Here is a 19,984-nt window from a genome sequence, read left to right as displayed (position 1 = left end):
ATCACCACGGGAACCATCGTTGTCGTCAGGGCGACAGCGCCGAGTGCGAAACGCCGCACAGAACGGTTCATCACCCACCTCCTGTATGCCAACCGGTAACGAGCGATTGTCCTCCTACCGGGACCTTCGAGGGAAGAGGCGGTACCGGACGGTTTCTCACCTCACCCGAATCGCAGGCCGCGCTTGCGCGCCCAGACCACCGCGGCCGAAGTCCCGATCACCCACACCAGCAGCGCCATGCCGAGATGGACAAAGCTTTTCGTGTCGCGCCCGAACACCGGTCCGATCGCGGCCGGAATCTGGGTCCACAGGAAGCGGTGCTCGACGCCGTCCATCGGGTCGGCGACGTAGTAGAGGGCGTAGGGAAGGGTGATCGCCGTCAGCCAGCCGATGCTGCGGCGCAGATTGTGGCGTTGCCGCCAGCGCCGCAACAGGGGCTCGACGGAGACCGGATGCAGCACCGAGATGACGTTGCCCACGCCAATCCAAGACATGATGGGCACCGCGACGTTCGGAATCGTCATCGCCAGTTGGGGTATTCCCTCCTTCCACACCGTCAACGCCGCCGCCGCCGCAAGGGTCGGTATCCCGACGATCGCTATCAGCGCCAGATTCTTGATCACCAGGACCCGCCACAGCGCAACCCCGTCGGACAACCCTTTCGTGACCCGAAAGTGGTCGGCACCAAGAAGATTCGTGGTGGTGACATCGGCGAGAACGAACGAGGAGAAGTAGGTGCTGACCAGGACCACCCAGTCGAGCTGATGGTGATGGAAGTGACGGGTGGAGTGGTGGTCGTAGACGGTGGTCAGCGGTTGCACCAGCAACCAGACCGCAGCCAGGACGAGGTTGGCGACCACGCCGGACAACCAGGTCCACGGCGGCTGGAACGCCCAGCGGATCTCGGCCCACACCGCCGGCAACAGCGGTTTGGTGAAGTCCCGCGCGGCGCGTCGGGCCGCATAAGGGCGAGACGCCGAAGCGCGCACGATCGCCCGCAACGCAGTGCGCAGCCGCGACGCGGTTGCGGTCACGATTCAAAGCTCCCAGTCGACAGTGAAGTCATGCCGAAGCACCAAGTCGACCAGGATATCGGTGCGATCCGCGAGTAACCATGACTCGATCGTGAACGCGTCGTGCGCAAAAAAGGCGTAATTGGTGGATGTTTCGGGCGTGGTTCGCGAGCGGTACACGATGGCGTCCAGATCGTGCCACCAGCGTCGGGCGGCGTCGGCGAGCTGATGGCACTGTTGCCAGACGCGGGCCTGCTGCCCCGTGCTGATCTGGTCGTCGACGTCCAGGGCATCCAGGTTGCGTTGGGTCCGCAGGTCGAGAATCCGCAACGGTCGATTCGAGACCAGACGGACCACGTGCTGATCGACGTGGTCGGCGGGAATCACCCGTCCGGTGTCGCGGTAGCGCTCGCGGAAGGCGCCTTCGTGGGCGGTCGCGGCGTAGCGGGTACGGAATCCTCCCGACGACGGGTCGAACCTGAAGCGCGGCTGGGGAAATCCGCCCCAGGTCCACTGCGCAGGTTCGGCGGCCTCGACCCGCCACAACACGACGCCGGCGGACAGGGTGCGACTGGCCAGTCCGGCCGGTCGCTGCCAGGGCAACGGGCCGCGATACCCGGCCGCAACGCTAGGCACCGACGGCGGCGAGCAGCTGCCATGCCGTGGCGGCGGTCTTCTTGCGGCGCAAACCTTCGGAGATCGACGCGCCCGCCAACTCGTCGCGTCTGATGCGCATGACGCGGTCAGCAGCCACCGCGTCGGAGGTGAATCGCGCGAGCAATTCCAGGATCTGGGGCAGGTCGGTGCGCAACCGGCCATCGGCGAACTGCCAGGACGGGAACCAGGTGTTGTTGCCGACCGTCGCGCCGAGCACTTTGCCGCGTCGGCGCAACTCGTGCACCGCCTGCGGCGTCTCGTAACCCAGGCGCGACTGGACTTCGCGCGTGGAGATGGCCCCGGCCCGAAAGTCGTCCATCAGTCCCTGGCGGCGTTCGTTGTTCAGCGTGCGGGCGGCGGCACGTTCCAGCTCCCCCATGGGCGAGGTCGGCGCGCCCAGCATGGCGTCGAGCAGCTTGGCGAAACCGGGATCGCGCCGAACTCTTTCCTCGACCTGGCTGACGAGCGTGCTCATCGGAGACATGCGACCCATCCTATCCGAACCGCCGCTAATTTAAACAATTGAAACACGCTCAGCCTGGCGGGCGGGAATACCTGCGGCGCACCACCACCACTACCCCGAGCAAGACCGGCACCGCCAGCACGGCCAGCCACGGGATGAGGAATCCGACCATCAACACAGCGCGGTGAGCGGTCGATAGCAAGGAATGCCAACCACGTTCGAGCGAGCCGAGGAAACCGGCACGGTCCACCGTCGGCTCGGCCGAGAGGTTGACGGTAATGGTGGCGTAGGCGACGTCGTCGTGCAGCGCGGTGCGCTGAGCCTTGAGTGAGTCGAGTTCGGCCTGCCGCTGCGTCAGTGAGGACTCGGCGGAGAGCAGGTCGGCGGTGTTGGTTGCCTTCGCCATCAGTTCCAGCAGCCGGGTGACGGAGGTTTGCAACGCGTCGATGCGCGCATCCAGGTCCACCCGCTGCGTGGTGACATCGGTGTAGCGGATCGACATCGATTGCACTGCACCGAGTTTCTTGGCGTCAGCCAAGATGGCATCCACCTTGTCTGCCGGGATGCGCAACACCAGATCAACCATCGGTGACGACGACGTCGAGTGCTCGGCTCGGGAGTCGACCCGTCCACCGGCATCGCTGACGGACGACACCAGCCGGTCGGCGGCCGCCGCGGGTTCGGCCACCCGCAGCCGCAGCGATCCGTTGGTGACGACATCGCGGGGTGTGGAGAAATCTTGCGGGGCTTCTGGTGACCCCAAAGGTGCTGGGACGACGGTGTTTTCCGCTATTCCACCTCTTATCGCCGGCCGGCCCGCCATCGTGGACGGCGCGGGTTTGCCTGCCACCGCGCCATTGCGCGTGGCGGCGGCGGAGTCCTCACGGCCGAGCGACCAGACCCATCCGGTAGCCAGCACCAGCAGGCCCGCCACCGCCACCGCAATGACGTTGCGCAGCTTGACTGTTCGGGGCTCGCGTGCGGACCTGGACGTGATCGCGACGGGAAGACCTGAGTCGGCGACCCGGTCCCAACCGGCCGGCGCTTCGACGGGTTGCAGCACGCGGTGCGGGATCTGCCCCTCGGCTATCACCCGGCCTTCTCGGCTGGCGACGTAGGCGGTGAACCGGCACAGCACGCCGAACCGCACCGAGGTGTCGACGATCCGTTGTGCCAGTTCGAGGCGCGAGCCGTGACCGTTGCCGGCGAATGCTGAGACGTACAGATCCTCGAGGTCGCGCAGATGCGCCCGCGCCCAGCGGGCGGTGACCCCGACGGCGTCACAGCGCTCTGCCGTCACAGTCCTGGACCACGCCTCGCCCGAACCGCTGACACCACTGACCGTCAGCGACCCCGTCGCATCCCCGCGGTACCGGCCGGCCACCACCAGCGGGATGCCCGGATAGAGATCGGGTAGCCGGGCCGGGCTGGCGGTGTCGTCGATGGTCGCCAACCCCTCGGCGCTCAGGGTGAGCGCGTACGCGACGGGCGTTTGGACGCGGCGGTGAATCGATTCCATCGCTTCGTCGAGGCGGTCTTCACTTTCGACGAATTCGGCGCTGCCGCCGCCCATTCCGGCCAGCCGGCCGAGGAATCCCCCGTTGGCAACCTGATCGATGCCGACCGCATGCACCCGTACCGCGCTCAGGTCATCGGCGACGCCGCGCAGGATCTGGTCCTCGTTGCCCACGTGTCCATCGGTGACCAGGACGACGACGGCGTCACGCGCATCCGCAGTCCCGCATAGCAGTTCGAGTGCATGGCGCAGGGGCGCGAGGAGGTCCTTGCCGCCGGCGGCATCAACGCGGGCGAAATGCTCGACGGCGCGGTACCGGTTGCGGTCGCTGGCCTCGACCAGTTCGTCGGGGAAGCCCTGCGGGTGGTCGAAGCGGTCGGCGAAGGTGAGCACCGCGAACCGGTCGTCGCTGCGGAGGGAGTCGATGATGCGTGCAGCGGCCCGCCGCGCGGCAGGCATCTTCCATCCGGCCATGCCGGCGGAGCGGTCCAGCACCAGCACCAGATCGAGCGGACGCCGCGGTGTGCCGTCGTCCGGCGGCAACACGGTGAGCTGGTAGGTGCCCTCGTCACCGTCGGCGTCGGGAACCAGGACGAGCGTCGCGGTGTGGTCGTCGGTGCCATAACGCAACCGCAGGATGAAGTCCCGGTCAGCTCGTTCGCCGGGCTGCACCCGTAAGCGTCCATCGTCGCAGGCCACGGTGGGCAGGTTGGAGCGCACCTCGGACAGATCCAGACCGGCGGGATCGATCCCGACCTCGATGCTCAGTGCAACCGGATGGGGAAATCCGGGCAAGAGCACCGGCGGGGTGATGCGCGACGCGTCGGGAACCGCGTCGGTGTCGTCGGCGTAGCCGTCGCCGACCGGGAGGCCGGTGCGCGGCTTGCCGGGCACGTATCGCGGCGCAACGACGAGTGGAATGCGCAGCGTTGCCTCGCCGTCCCGGTAGCTCAGCGGGTTGACCAGCGTGATCGCGACGCCGATCCGCTCACCCGGCTTCAAGTTGGCGACCCGCATGGTGAAGATGTCCGGTCGCTCCTCCTCGGTGACGGCGGCCACCCGGCCCGCCGCGACCGCGTCGTCGTAGGCCCGGCGAGCAGCCTCCCGCTCACGTAACTCGGCGGCGACGGGCCGGCCGTCGACCGTCACCTGCATCCGGGTGACCGCGGCGTGTGCGGGCAGTGGGAAGACGTAGCTGGCCTCCAGCGCAATGTCGAAGGTGTTTACGAATTCCTGGCGCACCTCGATTTGGCTGGTGAGCCCGGTGATCTCGACCCGCACGTCGATGCGATCGAGCGGGAGGTTGCCTCGCTCGGTGCGCAGCGCGCCCAACCCGGAGGGGCTGTCGGCGTGCTGCGCCGCGGTCGCTGATGTGACGTTGGGGACGGTCATGGTGAGCTCCGTTCATCAAGGGCCAGCAGACCGCGATCGGCCAGCAGTTGCATCAGCGGCGCGGCGGCCGCCCGGATCGCGTGGATGTCGTCGTGGTCAGGCTGACCGGGGACGAGCAGCAGCGTGCCACCGGGCAGACTCACCGCGGTCAGCGTGGTGACGTCGGCATCGCTTGTGCCGTTGGTTGCGGCCTCGGTGGGCGGTTCGGCCCAGAACCGGGCTCTGCGGGCGGGCTCCGGCGTGGGTGTCGATACTGCCTGCACGCCCAGCAGGTGGTCGGGCACGCCGGCGATGGCCCGCAGCTTGTCCTCGCCGGCCCCGGCCAGCTCGGCCTGGATGTCTGCCAGCGAAAATCCCTGTGCCTGCAGTCTTTTCACGGCGACGATCTGGAGTAGTTGGCGGGTGGTGTAGACCGCGTTACGCCCCTGCATGGCCGGCCGGTCCACCAGCCCGGTGGTGGTGTACCAGCGCACGACGCGTCGATCAGGCAGGTCGCGGACCCGCCCGTTGCGCGCACCCGGGTATGCAGGACTGTCCAGCGCGGCGGCCACCCGGCCGACCAGCTCATCCAGGGTCCACGACGGACTGTCGGGCATAAGTCGATAGTGACACTGTTAGCATTACACTGTCAATGTTGGTGCTCAGGTCGCGAATTTCCGGTTCGCATGGTGGATGCTAGGAAGGCCATTCATGTTCTGCGAAGGAGAGCCGATCGTGCCTGCTGCCGACGGTCGCGATTCGCCCGCCCGACGCCACCCACGGCGGACAGCGCCGGGTCTTGTCCGATTGGCGCTCGTGTGCAGTGTCGCCCTAGCCGGTGCAGCCACGTCGTACCGGGCACTGCGAAGGTCGCCGAGCGGGGCTCGACATCGTCGAGCGGACCCATCCAGCCGTCGCAACTGGACGACCTGTTGACGCCGTCGGGGTCGTTTTCCGTGGTGCCCGGCAATCCGCTTTCTGAGGAGGACATGCAATCGGCGCTGTTCATCGGCGCTGATCCAGCGGCATGTCATGGGGTGGTCGGCTTCGGCCGCTATCCCCTGTTCCCGGCGACGTACACCGGACGCGAAGCCCGCACCCAGCAGGACCGACGCTTAGACCAGCATCAGCTGCTGGAGGTTTCGGCCACCTATCCGGCCACCTTCAACGCCGCCGATTTCCTGAACTCGGTGCGCAAAACCGTGACCGACTGCCATCACCCCGTCACCGCCTGGGGTGACAGCGGACGCAAGAGCACCGTCAACCCGACGCCGTTGATGCAGAGTCCGCCCGATGTTGCACAGTGGATCACCAACCTGGCCGGGCAGCAATGGACTTGCGAATTCGCCGTGATCGCCAAAGCCGATGTGATTTCGGAGATCGTCGGCTGCTCCCCCGACCGATCCGTGGACCTCGAGGCACTGGTCGCCAAGCGCCTCAAGAAAATTGCCGAACTGCTCAGGTCGACCTCGTGAACATCGTTGCGAATCAACCGGATTCGTCAGCGTGAGCCGCGGCCCGTCTGCTGCTGCAATTCGTCGATGAGGTCCGAGGCTTTCGCCTTGGTCAGCTCATCTGGTACGTCGTAGTCGGCTTCCCGGGCGAGCGTGTCCAGATAACTGCGCTGGGCTCCGGTCATCGGCTCATCTCCGGTGACCCACTCGGACGTATCCTTCTCCGCGTTCTCCAGCGGCGCCTGTCGGCTCTCTTCGTTCATGTCATCCCACCTCCGCCGGGAGGGATAGCCGTCGCACACCTGTTCGAAACATCGGAAGTTTGGCCGTTGATCAGCGCCCTGCGACGCCCACGGCGAGCAGGACGCACCCCACCGCAGCAAGCAGACCGGCGACTTCCAGGCGCCGACGCGAGCCCACCCAGTTGTTCACTGCGGTCATCGTTCGGCGGGTGGCATCCGGCGCCAGCAAGCAGGCGACGAGCGAGATCTCCACCGCCGCAGCAGCAACGACGTTGAACAACAACAACGCACCCACCTGGGTCATCGCGGCGGCGCCGGAGGCCAGGATGACGGCCAGCGCCGCCAGGTAGTCCACCGACGGCAGGGCGATCCCCAGCCCGGCCACCGTCGCGACCCACAGCGCTTCGCCGTTCAGGAGCTGCCGAACCCGCGCCGGCAGTCTTTGGACGATGGACTCACGCCGGTCAGCATCTGCGGCCGGGCCACGGACGCGACGCCAGAGAACGGTCGCGGCCAGCACAGCGGCGGCCAGCACGGCCAATGCGCCGAGAAAGACCTGGACGTTGGGCAAGGAGAGATGGCCAACGGCAATTACCCGTCGTCGCAGCACGAAGATCACGACCAGACCCACGGTGACTCCCATGGCGAAGCCGCCGCACAGGAACGCGAGCAACTGCAGGGTCGGTTTCGGTCTGTTGAGCATGAGCACCGTCATGCCGATCCGGAACGGTTCCAGGCTGACGGCCAGGGCCATCACCAGGATGGTGATCCACAATGCGTCAGATTTCCGCTGCCGGAGAAGCGGTGTCGATGCTGACCAGTTCGGCCAGACCGCTCATGGTGAGGGCCGACATCAGCAGGGGGTGGGCGATGAGATGAATGTCGTCGGCATGGGCGAACAACGCGTTGATCGCGGCACTGTCCAGGTACTCCACGGCACTGAGATCGACGGTCAGCTTTTCCTCCGCGGCTTGGCCGGTTGCATTGGCCAAAGCCTGGTTGAAAGCATCGATATTGCTCAGATCGATCTCCCCCACCGCAAGCAGCACCAGCCTTCCGCCGTCGGTACGCGCCGTATCGAGGGTCAGCAGGGTGGACATCAGGCAATCCTCGCAGATAGGCGGACGATGGTTCCGGCGTTGTCGGTGTCGATGGTCACCTCTTGCATCAGGCGTCGCATCAGTGCGATTCCGCGTCCGCGCTCGGATTTGACCGACGGCTCGGTGGCGGGTTTCCAGGAACCGGTGTCGGTGATGGTCAATTGCACTTCGTCGACCAGCGCGACCGCATCCAGACAGATGGTGCCCGGCGAATCGTTGCGGTGGCCGTGCTCGATGGCGTTGGAGACGGCTTCGCCGGCGGCGATCAGCACGTTCGTGGTCTGCTCTGGACGCATGCGGGTACTGGTCAACCAGCGGCGCAGAGCGCTACGCGTCGGAGCCAGGTGGCTGGCATCGGGGGGGAACTTCAATTCCAGCGGGGCCGGGTGGCGGTGGAGCAGCAGGACGACGTCGTCCTGATAACCACCCGTCGGTTCGACGCGGGACATGATCTCATTGGCCAGCTGATCCAGCTCGGCGGTTTGGGCGCCTTGCACGACGGCGGCGACCTCGGCGATACCGTGCTCCAGCGGGACGCGGCGGCGCTCAACCAGACCGTCGGTGTAGAGCACCAGTGTGGAACGGACCGGCATGATCACTGACGCTTCGGGACGAGACCAGTCGCGTCGCACCCCTAACGCAATGGTGTGCCCATCGTCGAGGATCTGGACGGTGCCATCGGCATGGACGAGGATCGGCGGCGGATGGCCGGCGCTGGAATACACCAACTCACCGGTCCCGGGGTTGAGCACCACACACACGGCGGTGGTGCACTGGGCGCCGGGCAGCCGCGCAGCGAAGCGGTCCATCCCGGACAGGGCGGCGGCGGGACTGGGGTTGTCGAAGAGCAGCGCGCGACACGCGCTGCGCACCTGACCCATCACCGTCGCGGCGGTCAGATCGTGGCCCACGCAGTCGCCAACCACCATCGCGATGCGACCATCGTCCAGCTCGACGACGTCGTACCAGTCGCCACCGACCTGCAGGGGCCGGCTGGCGGCCTGGTATCGCACCACGAATCCGCCCGGCAGGTGGGCCGGTCCGAGAATCGCGTGCTGCAGCGCCAGGGCCGTCTCGCGCTGCTGGTCGACCTGGTACACCCGCTGCAGGCCCTGTCCGAGACGGCCGGCCAGCACCGTGAGCAGCGTCTGGTCCTCGAGGGTGAACCGTCGACGGTCGTCCAGATCGATCCAGACGACCAGCACGCCCTCGGGATGCTGCAGAGCGATGCCTGCGGTACCCGGCTCGGTGGTGTTCGGCGTGAGCAGGTCGCCCTCGCGTAACGCGTTCAGCAGTTGGCGGGTGCGCGCCGGAAGATCGGCCCACTGCACGGACTCACCGACCGCCACGACCTGAGGGGTGTAGCCGGGGTTTGGCTGGGAGCTGCCGGCGGGAAAGGTGACCGCCAGGACACGACGGGCGCGCCACTGCCGGCGCAACTCCTCAGCCGCGGCGCGAAGTGCGTCGTCGAGGGTGTCTGCTTGCGCGAGTTCCTGGTTGAGCGCATGTTCGCGGCCGGCTGCCAGGGCCAAGGCGATGGCCGCGTGGCGGGCGAAGTCACTCACCAGGTCGAGATAGTCGGCGCCGAACTGCGGCTGCTGCGGGTGCCGGGCGACCGCGATCACGCCCAGCACGGCATCCTGGGCGATCAACGGCATGACGATCGCCGGGCGTTCGCCGACGTCGGTGAACCCCTCGATCGGGTAGGCGAAGGAATCCGTGATCAACGGCAGGCCGCGCCGCGCCACGCCACCGGTGGTGGAGCCTTCCATCGGGACCTGCCGACCGATCACCTCCGACGCGTACCGGCCGGCGGTAGCGGCCACGACCAGCGTGTCCACCTCGTCGGCCGGCAGGTCGGGCTCCCCCGGGACCAGCAGAATCGCCTGCTCGGCGTCGGCCAGCTCCAGCGCTCTGTTCACGATGAGCTGCAACGGGCCCGTCTGCGGGTCGCCGGATAACAGCGCGGTGGTGATTTCGCGGCTGGCCTTCGTCCATTTCGCCGACTCACGTTCCCCTTCGAAGAGTCGCGCGTTATCGATGGCGGCGGCCGCGGCGGAGGCCAAGGCCCACACGGCACCTTCGTGGGAGTCATTGAACACCCGGCCGGGCCGGTCGTCGGCGAGGTAGAGGCTGCCGAAGTCGACGCCCCGCACTGTGATGGGTATTGCGAGCAGTGCCCGCAGTGGCGGGTCGCAGGCGGTTAGGGCACCGGCCTGCGGGTGAGTGCCCAGGTCGTCGATGCGGATACCCTCGCCCACCGGCAGGGCGCCCAGCTGCCGCGCGGTGGTGTCGTCGAGGCCGTTGTGCACGAACGTTGTCAGCGCTTCATCCGATGCGCGGATAGCGAGGGTCCCGTACGGGGCGCCGGTCAGTTCCATCGCCGCGTTGACGATCCGGTGCAACGTCACGTTCAGGTCAAGATCCGAACCGATCTCGACGATGACCCGGACCAGTTGTTCCATCTGGTCCCGTGCCGCCACCAGCTCATCGAGCTGTTCATGCATGCGGGTAACCAGGTCACGCCGTCCCAGCCAGGCGAGAGCAGCTTCTCCCCGGTGGTTGGTCATAGAAACAACCTAAACCCTGGGTGGGTGGTTCTTGCTCAACGCTGGAATCGTCGTGGCGCGCGGGGCCCCGAGCCGAGCCGCAGCGGGTGAGTAATCGACTACTCGGGTTGCTTACCCGTCGTCGGCGCCGAACGCCGCCCGCTGCACTTCGCGCAGCGCATGCAGCTGCTCGAGGTAGTGCTCCAGCGAGTGATGGACGAAGCGCGCCGACACTGTGGTGGTGCCACCGGCGGCCAGGGCCAGCAGTGTCTCCGCTGTCGCGTCCGGTTTCGCGACGGGATCGAGGGGATGCTCGGCAGGCATGACGACCTCGAAGCCGGCGGGTAGTTCGTACCTCGGCAGCCACTGGGCTGCTGTCTCGATGGAGACGTTGAACGGGCACCAGCCGTCGGCGAGGGTGACCGCCCGCCGCAGGGAGCGTCGGGTGCGGCCGCCGATCCACAGCGGCAGGTGCTGCTGCAGCGCACACGGGTCGACCGTCAGTCCGCGGAATGAGTAGTAGTCGCCTGCATAGGTGGGTTCGTTGCTCGGCAGCGCGACTCGCAGTGCGCGCAAAGCGTCGTCGCCGCGGGCGCCGCGGTCTTCGAACGGGGCGCCCAGCAGGTCGAACTCCTCTTTCAGGGACCCGACGCCCAGCCCGAGGATCACCCGTCCCGCGCTGACGTGATCGAGTGTGCCGTAACGCTTGACGATTTCCAGCGGGTGGTGATAGCCGAGCACCAGGGTCATGGTGGCGAAGCGGATCCGCGTGGTGCGCGCCGCAACGTAGCCGAACGTGGCGAGCGGATCCCAGTAGCGCGCGCCGCGTCGCGCCGTCTCGGTCGAGGGCAGCCCGATGTGCTCGCTGCACGTCATGTGGTGGTAGCCGAGTCGGTCGGCGACCTCTGCGACCCGTCCGATTTCCTGGATACCTGCGTCCTTCTCCCACTGCAGCGGCGCCCCACCGACATTGGTGACGACCGGGGTGGCGATGCCGAGTTTCACCGCAACGGCTCTTCGCCCGCCAGGATGGTGCGGTGCATCAGGCGACCGCTGTCCTCCGGGTAGGGCAGCACCCGGTGCATGGTGCCGGTGTTGTCCCAGATCAGCAGATCGCCGGGCTGCCACTGGTGTTGGTAGACATACTGGGGCTGGGTGGCCCAATCACGAAGGCGCGCAAGCAACGCGCGGCTGTCCTCGACCGACAATCCGAGGACGTAATCGGCGGTTGCGCCCAGCAGCAGTGACTTGCGGCCAGATTGATGGGTCCACACCAGCGGACAGGTCTTGGTGGACGACTGTTGCCAGAATGCCACTTCGGTGTAGCTCATCTCCGGCGTCACGTAGTACTGCGAGCGTTCCGCGCTGTGCACGACGCGCAGTTGCGCGATCTGTTGCTTGTCTGTCTCCGGCAGGTCGTCGTAGGCCGCGTAGGTGTTGCAGAATTCGGTTTGGCCGCCGGTGTCGGAGAGCGTGACCGCCCGCAGTAGCGTGGCCAGATTCGGCAGCGGCTGCAGGGAACCGTCGAAGTGCCAAAACATGGATCCCTTCAGGTATTTGGCCCGCTGGTTCACCTTCTCGTCGAGTGAGATCTTGTTGATGCCGCCCTGACCTTCGTTGGCGACCACAGTGCCGAGTGTGTTGGCGATAGCCACTTGCTGCTCGTCGCCGATGTCCAGCCCGCGGAAGAACACCACGCCGCGTTGTTCGAGGATCTCGCGGATCGAGGCGGCCTCGCGGCCGCTGAGCAGCGTGTCGAGGTCGGTTCTGATCTCGCTGCCGATCGTCGTTGTCGCGTCGACGATTTCAAGCTGCGCGGAGCTGAGGCCCATGAGCTTCAGCTCACTCTCGTGAGGATCGTGGTGGCCGAATGCTTGACCCGCGGCTGCTTCCACAACTCGACGGCCAGCGAGACGGTGATCAGCGAATAGAGCAGGTTGCGCAGGTTCGCGACGTCTTCGGGCAACTCCTCGGCGTAGTCGAACTTGTCGACGTAGGCGACCGCCTCTTCGGCATACGGGAAGATTTCGTCATAGAACGTCCGGATCTGATCCATCGAGCTGCTCACCCGTTTGACGTAGCGCTGGTGCCCGTCTTCGATCGCCCACTCCGGCACCAGATGTTCCAGATGTGAGAATCCCTCCGGCAGGATGCTTTTCACTTGATCTTTGCCTTTTCGCCGGCCTCGACATAGTCGCCGACCACTTTGTGCAGATGCCGCAACAAGATCTCCTCGTCGTTCATCGTGAAATGCGTGAGGACACCGCTGTTGAGCATCGCCTGCAACCCTTCGGAAGGACTGGCGTCTTCCAGGATGATGTCGTTGAGGTAGGTCACGGTGAGTTCCTGGCCGAGTCGCTCCTTGTGCGATGTCGGTGGCTGGTAGTACATCTCGGCCTCGAAGATGTGCGAGTGCGGACCCGTCGGCCAGTGTGCATGGGTGCTGAATCCCGACGACCCGAAGATGATCACGAAGTTGGGGAAGAACTGGAACGAATCGAAGCCGTATTTCTCGGATTTGGTGGGGTTGATGCCCTCCGGCATCGGACCCCGATCGAGTTTCTTGTTCCACGGCCCAGCCGCGCTGGCTTCCATCACACATTCGATTGGCTTGGAGTACTCCGTCTTTCGCGACGGCTCACCGGAGAAGGAGAACATCCGGTGCGGGCCGTTCAGTTGATAGGCCAGCGCGTCGGTAAACGGGTTGGGCTTGTCCAGGGCGTCTCTGGCCTCCGCGGTGACGCTGCCGAATGAGGTCGCGTGCAGATACGGGCCGTGGTAGCTTTCCGCGAAGCCATCGACGAATATCTTCCAGTTGCACTGCAATTCGGCGGTGAACTTGTAGACCTGGTGCGGACCTTCGAAGGGGTAGCCCTCGATGCCGTGGGCGAGCTCACCGAGGTAGGAGCGCAGGGACTCGGTGTTATCGGGGTTGAGATTGATGAAGATGAAGCCTTCCCATACCTCGCACTGGACCGCCGGCACCCGGCAACTGTCGGCGTCGAAGTCCAGCAGCAGATCCTTGCGGGTGGCCGCGTGCAGCGTGCCGTCCAACTTATAACGCCATCCGTGGAAGCGGCAGTACAGCAACGGCGCGCGGCCGGACACCTCTTGGAAGGGATCGTCCTCCCACAGCATTTTGTTGCCACGGTGCGGGCAGATGTTGTGGAAAGCGCGGACCACGCCGTCCTTGCCCCGCACGATGATGATCGAGGTGTTCAGAAATCTGAGCTCGCGGGTGAAGTAGCTGCCCGAACGCGGGACGCGCTCGACGCGGCCCATGTAGAGCCACGTTTTCTTGAAGATGTGTTCGCGTTCTTTTTCGTAGAACTCTGTCGACACGCAGTCTTCCAGCGAGACCGGACCGCGCCCGAGTTCGGGGTAGGCGTCGGTCCAGTGTCCGCTTGCGGGTTTGGTCACCAGGCTGTTGTGACTCATGAGGCCCTCCTCGCGCCGACGGTAACAGCTGTCGAAATGCTCCAAACAGATGCAAAAGCGCAACACCCTGTTGCATAGTTGGAACGAACCCATGGAGCAGAACCTGACCTTCGACCTCGATGCCCTGCTGATTTTCGGCAGGGTCGTGGAGAGTCGCAGCCTGTCGAAGGCAGCCGCCTTATTGGGTATGCCGAAGTCGACCGTGAGCCGCAAGTTGACCAAGCTGGAATCCGACCTCGGCATCAAGCTGCTGCGCAAGAACACCCATCAACTCACCGTCACCGACCTCGGCGAGCAGATCTACGCCCATGCGACGAACATTCTTGGCGAAGCCAACGGCGTACGCGCCCTGGTCGAAGCGAGCAGGCAGGAACCACAGGGTGAGCTGCGCGTCGCGATACCGGTGTTCGTCGGCATCGACTACGCATCCCGGGTGGGCGCCAGCTTTCTGCAGCGTTATCCGCAGTCGCGGTTGGACATTCGGCTGGTCGACACCATGGTCGACCCGGTCAGAGACGGTTTCGACGTGGTGTTCGGCCCTGGGCCACTGCAGGATTCGACACTGATCGCACGCAAGGTGTTCGACCTTGAACTGTTTCTGTGCGCAGCACCCGCCTTCGTGGCTGAACTCGGTGCGCCCATCACCGACCCGGCCCAGCTGAACGAGTTGCCCTTCATCGACTTCGGCTTCGGCGGACCGCGCAAGCTCACCGTGGTCAGGGACGAGCAGCGCTGCGAACTGTCCCCGCCAGTTCGCGCCCGGGCCAACAACTTTCAGGTGTGCAAGCAGTACATTCGGCAGGGCCTCGGCGTCGGCGCCATGCCCACCCAGATCATCTGCACCGCGGAACTGCGCGAGGGCAGCCTTGTGCCGATCCTGCCGCAGTGGACGTTGGACCCGCTGCCGGTGCACATGATCTACCCGTTCGAGCTGTCGTTCTCCACCCTGATCAGCGCGTTCTACGACACGGCCTGCCAAATCATCACCGAGAACATCGCCCGCAGCCGCGATCTAGAGTTCGGGGCACAGGGACGCGAGGAACCGTTGGGTTCGTAGCCGGGATTCGGTCCTGGATGCGGGATCGTCACCGAGCGGGACGATCCGGGCGGCCAGGTCGGTAACGCCGGCGTCCCGATAGCTGTTCAGCCGTTTGACGACGGCCGCTTCGTCGCCTGCGGCCATCGTGTCGCCGACGTCCTGGGCGTCGCCCTGCTCGAGCAGTCGAACGTAGTTCGGGGAGAAATCCGCGTGTCCGAGGATCTCACTGGCGTAAGCGCGGGCATCGTCGACGCGGCTGTTCTCACACACGGCGACCGGGATGCCGGCCACGATGCGCGGCGGTTGACGTCCTTCGGCGGCGGCAGTGATTCGGGGGGCGACATAGTCGCCGATGGCACGTTCGTCGGCCATCCACAGGATGGTGCCGCCAGCTCGTTCGCCAGCCAGCCGCAGCATCGTCGGACCCAGTGCGGCAAGCAGAACCGTCATCCCAGGTGTGTCCGCGACGTCGATAGAAGCGTTGACCCGGTAGGTGTCGTTGACGATCTGCACGGGTCCGGGTCCCGCGAATGACGCGTGCAGCACGTCGAGGTAGTCGCGCACCAGACGGGCCGGCCGGTCGTAGGGCAGCCCGAGTTGGTCGCTGATGATCCAGTGGTGCGACGGGCCCAGACCGAGGGTGAATCTGCCGTTGCAGGCGGCGTCGGTGGTCAACGCCTGCTGCGCCATGATCATCGGATGCCGCGTCTGGATCGGGACGACTGCCGTGCCCAGTTCGATGCGTGCAGTCACTTGACCGATCAGTGCCACAGCGGTCATCGCATCCAGATAGCCGGGGACCTGCGGCATCCAGAATGAGGCGAAGCCGTCCGCCTCGGCGGCTGAGGCATCAGCCAGCAGGCCCGCCAGGCGGTCGGCGCGGGTCCGCTCTTTGTCGGAACCGACCATCAGTCCGAGGCGCATCGAATGTCCTCCTCACCGGCGCTCGAGTGCGCCTGTTGTGCACCAGAGCAGCGTCGGGTCAGCGCCCGGCGGTGGCCAGTTGCGGTGGTTGGCGTAGGCCCACACCTCCCACGGATTGTCGTAATAGCCCGCTGCCTGGACCAGGCTGGACCAGTTCTGGTTTCGGTGGAACAGCCAGTACCCGGTAGCGACGACGAATCCGGCGGCCATCCAGCCGGCGTAGCTGAGCGGGAACAACGGGCCAAAGAGCCTGCTCTGCCAGACATGCACCATTTCGTGATCGAGCATCAGACTGTCTGCCTCCGGACCGGTGCCCAGGCTGGTGGTGACATTGCCCAACGTGGTGACGAAGCCGGGGATGCCGATGCCACCGCGGTAGACATGAGCGCCGGCGCGCCGGCTGAGCACGGCATCGTATCCGGAATCCGGCATGACCTCGTTGACCAGTTGCAGGCCATATCCCAGCGCGGTGCCCGCGGCGCCCCAGGTGTAATCCATCAAGAAAGCGGCCCAGCCGCGCCAGCCCCGGAAGTCGTAGATGTTCAGTTGGCGGCGGATGACCGGGCCGGCCGCGAATGACTTCACAAGGGCAGGCTAGACCGAAATGATTCGGGCGAGTCAAACCCTGGGCAGTTGGCGAGCAGTCTGGCACGGTCATGGGGTGCGCGGGTGTGGCTGAGCGGCTAGGCAGCGGCCTGCAAAGCCGTATACACGGGTTCGAATCCCGTCACTCGCTCCAAGGTTCGGCGTGGCACACGCGTCTAGGCGCGGTATTGCGCCACCCGTTCGGCGTATTCGTCGAGCAGGCGCAGCGACTTGTCGGTCGGTTTTGTCGGCAACAACAGCGCCAGTTGCCCGAATCCCAATTCTTCTGCAGCGCGCCAATATTCGGGATCCTGCGGCGCACCGAACATCGCCAGTGGAACGTCGTGCGAGGCTGCGTCGCGCAATTGGTCGACCCGTCGGCTGATGCGGTCGATCGGGAAGGGATTGGAAATCCAGCCCGCTTGATGCCGCACCACGCGCTTTACAGTGGCATCCGAGTCGCCGCCGATGAAGATGGGCGGGTGGGGTTGCTGCACGGGCTTGGGGCGACTGTACGACGGTTCGAAATCCACATATTTGCCGTGATACTCGGCGGGTTCCTCGGTCCACAGCGCCTTGATCGCCTCGATGCGTTCGTCCAGCAGAGCACCGCGGGTCTTCGGGTCGGTGCCGTGGTCGCGCATTTCCTCGAGATTCCAGCCGGCGCCGACGCCAAACACGAAGCGGCCGTTGGAAATGAGGTCGATGCTCGCAGCTTCCTTGGCCGTGATGATCGGGTCACGTTGAATCAGCAGCGCAATGCCGGTGAACAGTTCGATCTTCGACGTCACCGCCGCGGCTGCGGCCAGCGTGACGAACGGGTCGAGCGTGCGGTAGTAGATCGACGGCAAGTCACCCCCGAGCGGGTAGGGCGATTGGCGACTGGCCGGGATATGCGTGTGTTCAGCGACCACCAGCGACTCGAATCCGCGCTCTTCGATGCCGCGCGCCAGTGACACCGTGTCGATGCTGTCGTCGTTGACGAACGTGGCGATCCCGAACTTCATTGCTACTCCTGTCACTCGATTCTGAGTGTGCAGCCCACCAAGGCCGCCCATTTATTCCCCGCAGGCTCCAGCTGCGCGCGGGACGAAACCGTGTGGCCAGGGGTTTCGGTGCCGGCACGTAGAACGTACGTGGCTTCGCTAGGTACCACGGGTCACATCCGCACCAGGCGTAACAGTGCGGAGATACCCACCCCGCAGCCCACCTCACAGCGACTTTCCCACGCAAGCGCGACAATTGATCGTCGCAGCGAAGCCGAGCGCGGCGACGTGCAAATGTCGCGCTTGCGTGGGAAAGTCGCGCTGAGGTGGGCACTGATCTGTTCGGTCCCCAACCGCGCGACTCCGGTCGGGCAGCACAGCCGACGTCAGACAGAGTCAGTCGTAGATGACGTCAAGCCCGCGCCGGCGCAGGTCGGCCAAGACGTCGCGCATGGCTTGCAGCTGTTCGGGGGGATGCCCCACCCAATCCGTAAGTTCGCCAATGATTTTCACGGGCTCACGGGTGCGGTAAGAGTGAGTCGGGTTGCCGGGCAACTTCTTGTCCGTGACGTTCGGATCGTCTTCGAGAGCGCCTTGGGCCGCTACCAGGTAGATACGGCCCGGCCCCTCCCCCTGCGCCAGTTCGGCACCCCACACCGCGGCGTCCAACGTTCGGGTCACGTAGACGTGATTCATGATTCGATTCGGGTCGTAGTTCGACCGACGTCCGGGCACCAGCAGATCACCGACCGCGAGATCGGCTTTGGTGCCGTGCAGGAGCGCCCCGGATTCGTACACTTCGAAAGGCTTCGGCGGGTGCGACACTCCGCGCTCACTCATTCGGCGCCGAGAACGAGAAGCGGATCGTGGTGCAGCGAGAGTTCAAGCATGCCAACTCCTTCGGTCAGTTCAGGTCCCGCTCGAACCAGCCGAGCAGGCGTTCGGGATGCCGAGCGCGCCGTGACGCCCGGCGGCTATTTAGTTCGACGTCGCTTGCCGGGCGCCCCCAGCACGTCGGAGTTGGCCAGCGTCTGCGCCTGAGCGGCCAGTGTCGACGCGCGGTTGGCGTAGGCAATTGCTTCTTGCTCGTTGCTCGCCTGCTTGTCGTGCGCGGCGGAAAGGCAACGCTTCGCCTCTTCGAATCGGCCCTGGGCTTCGGCGCCGATGTGCGCGCGGTGCTTGGCGACGTAGTCCGAGATCTGACGCAAACGAGCGTCGGCGGTGGACAGCGCCTGCCCCAGTGAACCGTCCACCGGCATCTGCCCGCCCGCGGTAACCGACCGCCGGTGCCGTCGCGCCCGAATAATCACCAATACCAACAGAAGTAGAACCACGGCGACGCCGGCACCGATCACCCACGGCAGCCAGTTCCGCTGCGCCGGACTTGCGGATCTACTCAACCCGTCAGCGGCGGCGAGCGCGGCGCCGCTCCAGTTCTTCGCGATCACTGCCGGTTGGATCCGGTCGCTCTGCAGGCTGTTCAATTCACCGGCCGAGAGGCTCGGCGCGGTGAACGAGTACAGCTTGGTGTTGGTGGCGACGGCCAGCAGTGCGTCATTGCGGCCCATGCCGCTGGCGCCGCGGGTTTGGTCGGCCCAGTTCTCGGGTTTGAACCGGGAGTAGTTGTCGACGTAAACGACCCACAACTGAATGTGCCGATCACGATAGAGCCGGTCGATCGCGGCGCTGACCGCCGCGCGATCGGAGTCTGTCAGCGCTCCGGTGTTGTCGGTGATGTGATCGGCCAGCCTGGACGGCGGTTGCGCGCCGGCCGGTGTGCTCAGCAACAACCCTGTGGTGAGGATCGACAGGACGACAGCGAACAGGCGAACAATGCGCATACGGGCAATCTAGCCCGCGGGCCAGGTGTTAGCGTCGTCGACGTGACCCTCAAAGATATCGCCCTGACCACCCTGGATGGCAAGCCGGCCACGCTCACCGAATTGTCCGACGGCGCAACACTTGTCGTGAATGTCGCCTCCAAGTGCGGACTCACCCCCCAGTATGCGGCGTTGGAGAAGCTGGCCAAGGACTACCGCGACCGGGGGCTCACCGTCGTCGGCGTGCCCTGCAATCAGTTCATGGGCCAGGAGCCGGGAACGGCCGAAGAAATTCAGACGTTCTGCTCGACGACCTACGGGGTCACGTTCCCATTGCTGGAAAAGACAGACGTCAACGGCGCGAACCGCCACCCGCTCTACTCCGAGCTGACCAAGACCGCCGACTCCGAAGGCAACGCCGGCGACATTCAGTGGAACTTCGAAAAATTTCTGATCGCACCGGACGGTGAAGTGGTCAAGCGGTTTCGGCCCCGTACCGAACCGGACGCGCCCGAGGTCATCAGCGCTATCGAGGAGGTGCTTCCCCGCTAGCGGTGTCGCGGATGGACTGGACAACCCGCAGTTGCCGTCCTCATTGACGAACATCAGATTCGGAATGGAGCCATTCTGCTGAATGTTGGTCACGACGAAGGACAGCCGCAACTCCCCGTCGCGGTAGGTCGGCGGCGGCCCGCACGGTCGGTGACGGACCTCTGAAAGCGTACGGGCTGCAACACCTTTGATCCGCCTTGGCGCCATCCCGGTGATTTCCGCGGCAGGTCGCTGCATGCGGCGCGGCGCGGCAGGCGGCTACCATTCACTTTCGG

21 protein-coding genes and 1 tRNA gene are annotated in these 19,984 nt (G+C 65.5%); 4 read left to right on the top strand and 18 right to left on the bottom strand.

All coding sequences use genetic code 11. The features are described from left to right. Window positions 1–161: 161 nt before the first annotated feature. From AC5Y3Z_RS08190 to AC5Y3Z_RS08170, 5 genes are read right to left on the bottom strand one after another with little or no spacing between them, the layout of a single operon-like run. Window positions 162–989 (bottom strand): hypothetical protein, encoded by an 828-nt coding sequence (locus AC5Y3Z_RS08190; protein WP_463824929.1) that lies wholly within the window; start codon window positions 987–989, stop codon window positions 162–164. A gap of 48 nt (window positions 990–1,037) precedes the next feature. After that, complete coding sequence (locus tag AC5Y3Z_RS08185) at window positions 1,038–1,649, bottom strand: RES family NAD+ phosphorylase (protein ID WP_463824671.1); 612 nt, start codon at window positions 1,647–1,649, stop codon at window positions 1,038–1,040. Beyond that, window positions 1,642–2,154, bottom strand: coding sequence for a hypothetical protein (locus tag AC5Y3Z_RS08180; RefSeq protein ID WP_473139517.1), 513 nt, complete (start codon window positions 2,152–2,154; stop codon window positions 1,642–1,644). Before AC5Y3Z_RS08180 ends, AC5Y3Z_RS08185 begins: the two co-directional genes overlap by 8 nt. Before the next feature lie 49 nt (window positions 2,155–2,203). Next, window positions 2,204–5,041 carry a DUF4349 domain-containing protein gene (locus AC5Y3Z_RS08175; protein WP_463824673.1) on the bottom strand — a complete coding sequence of 946 codons (2,838 nt, stop codon included), beginning with the start codon at window positions 5,039–5,041 and terminating at the stop codon, window positions 2,204–2,206. Next, the gene (locus tag AC5Y3Z_RS08170; protein ID WP_463824674.1) at window positions 5,038–5,637 is read right to left on the bottom strand and encodes a MerR family transcriptional regulator; all 600 of its coding nucleotides are present in this window, start codon (window positions 5,635–5,637) and stop codon (window positions 5,038–5,040) included. The genes AC5Y3Z_RS08175 and AC5Y3Z_RS08170 overlap by 4 nt, the downstream gene beginning before the upstream one ends. Before the next feature lie 201 nt (window positions 5,638–5,838). Here AC5Y3Z_RS08170 and AC5Y3Z_RS08165 point away from each other — a divergent pair, with 201 nt between their 5' ends. Continuing rightward, a complete protein-coding gene (locus AC5Y3Z_RS08165; RefSeq protein ID WP_463824675.1) occupies window positions 5,839–6,495 on the top strand; it encodes a sensor domain-containing protein in 657 nt (218 codons plus the stop codon). A 26-nt stretch (window positions 6,496–6,521) separates the two neighbouring features. Here the strand turns inward: AC5Y3Z_RS08165 and AC5Y3Z_RS08160 are convergent, their stop codons facing one another. From AC5Y3Z_RS08160 to AC5Y3Z_RS08125, 8 genes are all read right to left on the bottom strand, one after another. Continuing rightward, window positions 6,522–6,737: a DUF3072 domain-containing protein gene (locus AC5Y3Z_RS08160; protein WP_463824676.1), complete on the bottom strand. Its 216-nt coding sequence runs from the start codon at window positions 6,735–6,737 to the stop codon at window positions 6,522–6,524. A 70-nt stretch (window positions 6,738–6,807) separates the two neighbouring features. Further along, entirely contained in the window at window positions 6,808–7,491 is a 684-nt protein-coding gene (locus AC5Y3Z_RS08155; RefSeq protein WP_463824677.1) for a GAP family protein, read from the bottom strand. 4 nt (window positions 7,492–7,495) lie between these two features. Then, window positions 7,496–7,816 carry an STAS domain-containing protein gene (locus AC5Y3Z_RS08150; protein ID WP_463824678.1) on the bottom strand — a complete coding sequence of 107 codons (321 nt, stop codon included), beginning with the start codon at window positions 7,814–7,816 and terminating at the stop codon, window positions 7,496–7,498. Continuing rightward, window positions 7,816–10,386, bottom strand: a complete 2,571-nt coding sequence (locus tag AC5Y3Z_RS08145) for a SpoIIE family protein phosphatase (RefSeq protein ID WP_463824679.1) — start codon at window positions 10,384–10,386, stop codon at window positions 7,816–7,818. Before AC5Y3Z_RS08145 ends, AC5Y3Z_RS08150 begins: the two co-directional genes overlap by 1 nt. Before the next feature lie 111 nt (window positions 10,387–10,497). After that, window positions 10,498–11,370 (bottom strand): TIGR03619 family F420-dependent LLM class oxidoreductase, encoded by an 873-nt coding sequence (locus tag AC5Y3Z_RS08140; protein ID WP_463824680.1) that lies wholly within the window; start codon window positions 11,368–11,370, stop codon window positions 10,498–10,500. Then, window positions 11,367–12,197 carry a TauD/TfdA dioxygenase family protein gene (locus AC5Y3Z_RS08135; protein WP_463824681.1) on the bottom strand — a complete coding sequence of 277 codons (831 nt, stop codon included), beginning with the start codon at window positions 12,195–12,197 and terminating at the stop codon, window positions 11,367–11,369. Before AC5Y3Z_RS08135 ends, AC5Y3Z_RS08140 begins: the two co-directional genes overlap by 4 nt. A 5-nt stretch (window positions 12,198–12,202) precedes the next feature. Then, window positions 12,203–12,526: a hypothetical protein gene (locus AC5Y3Z_RS08130; protein ID WP_463824682.1), complete on the bottom strand. Its 324-nt coding sequence runs from the start codon at window positions 12,524–12,526 to the stop codon at window positions 12,203–12,205. After that, the gene (locus AC5Y3Z_RS08125; RefSeq protein ID WP_463824683.1) at window positions 12,523–13,803 is read right to left on the bottom strand and encodes an aromatic ring-hydroxylating oxygenase subunit alpha; all 1,281 of its coding nucleotides are present in this window, start codon (window positions 13,801–13,803) and stop codon (window positions 12,523–12,525) included. Before AC5Y3Z_RS08125 ends, AC5Y3Z_RS08130 begins: the two co-directional genes overlap by 4 nt. A gap of 91 nt (window positions 13,804–13,894) precedes the next feature. Here AC5Y3Z_RS08125 and AC5Y3Z_RS08120 point away from each other — a divergent pair, with 91 nt between their 5' ends. Then, a complete protein-coding gene (locus tag AC5Y3Z_RS08120) occupies window positions 13,895–14,860 on the top strand; it encodes a LysR family transcriptional regulator (RefSeq protein ID WP_463824930.1) in 966 nt (321 codons plus the stop codon). Here AC5Y3Z_RS08120 and AC5Y3Z_RS08115 read toward each other — a convergent pair. Continuing rightward, window positions 14,816–15,766, bottom strand: coding sequence for a TIGR03564 family F420-dependent LLM class oxidoreductase (locus AC5Y3Z_RS08115; protein ID WP_463824684.1), 951 nt, complete (start codon window positions 15,764–15,766; stop codon window positions 14,816–14,818). The genes AC5Y3Z_RS08120 and AC5Y3Z_RS08115 overlap by 45 nt on opposite strands. Before the next feature lie 12 nt (window positions 15,767–15,778). Further along, the gene (locus AC5Y3Z_RS08110; protein ID WP_463824685.1) at window positions 15,779–16,351 is read right to left on the bottom strand and encodes a hypothetical protein; all 573 of its coding nucleotides are present in this window, start codon (window positions 16,349–16,351) and stop codon (window positions 15,779–15,781) included. An 80-nt stretch (window positions 16,352–16,431) separates the two neighbouring features. On the opposite strand from AC5Y3Z_RS08110, the gene AC5Y3Z_RS08105 reads away from it, so the two are divergent. After that, window positions 16,432–16,505 (top strand) — tRNA-Cys (locus tag AC5Y3Z_RS08105). A 22-nt stretch (window positions 16,506–16,527) separates the two neighbouring features. Here AC5Y3Z_RS08105 and AC5Y3Z_RS08100 read toward each other — a convergent pair. From AC5Y3Z_RS08100 to AC5Y3Z_RS08090, 3 genes are all read right to left on the bottom strand, one after another. Continuing rightward, a complete protein-coding gene (locus AC5Y3Z_RS08100; RefSeq protein WP_463824686.1) occupies window positions 16,528–17,358 on the bottom strand; it encodes an LLM class F420-dependent oxidoreductase in 831 nt (276 codons plus the stop codon). Between the two features lie 375 nt (window positions 17,359–17,733). Continuing rightward, window positions 17,734–18,177, bottom strand: coding sequence for an NAD(+)--rifampin ADP-ribosyltransferase (gene arr / locus AC5Y3Z_RS08095; protein WP_463824687.1), 444 nt, complete (start codon window positions 18,175–18,177; stop codon window positions 17,734–17,736). A gap of 134 nt (window positions 18,178–18,311) precedes the next feature. Then, window positions 18,312–19,178, bottom strand: a complete 867-nt coding sequence (locus AC5Y3Z_RS08090) for a TPM domain-containing protein (RefSeq protein ID WP_463824688.1) — start codon at window positions 19,176–19,178, stop codon at window positions 18,312–18,314. Between the two features lie 42 nt (window positions 19,179–19,220). Here AC5Y3Z_RS08090 and AC5Y3Z_RS08085 point away from each other — a divergent pair, with 42 nt between their 5' ends. Continuing rightward, entirely contained in the window at window positions 19,221–19,709 is a 489-nt protein-coding gene (locus tag AC5Y3Z_RS08085) for a glutathione peroxidase (protein ID WP_463824689.1), read from the top strand. Window positions 19,710–19,984: the final 275 nt, after the last annotated feature.

The sequence above is a fragment of the Mycobacterium sp. NGS61 genome (assembly GCF_059812325.1).
Note: the sequence above shows the minus strand (reverse complement) of the source record. Positions and strands in the feature narration are given on the sequence as shown.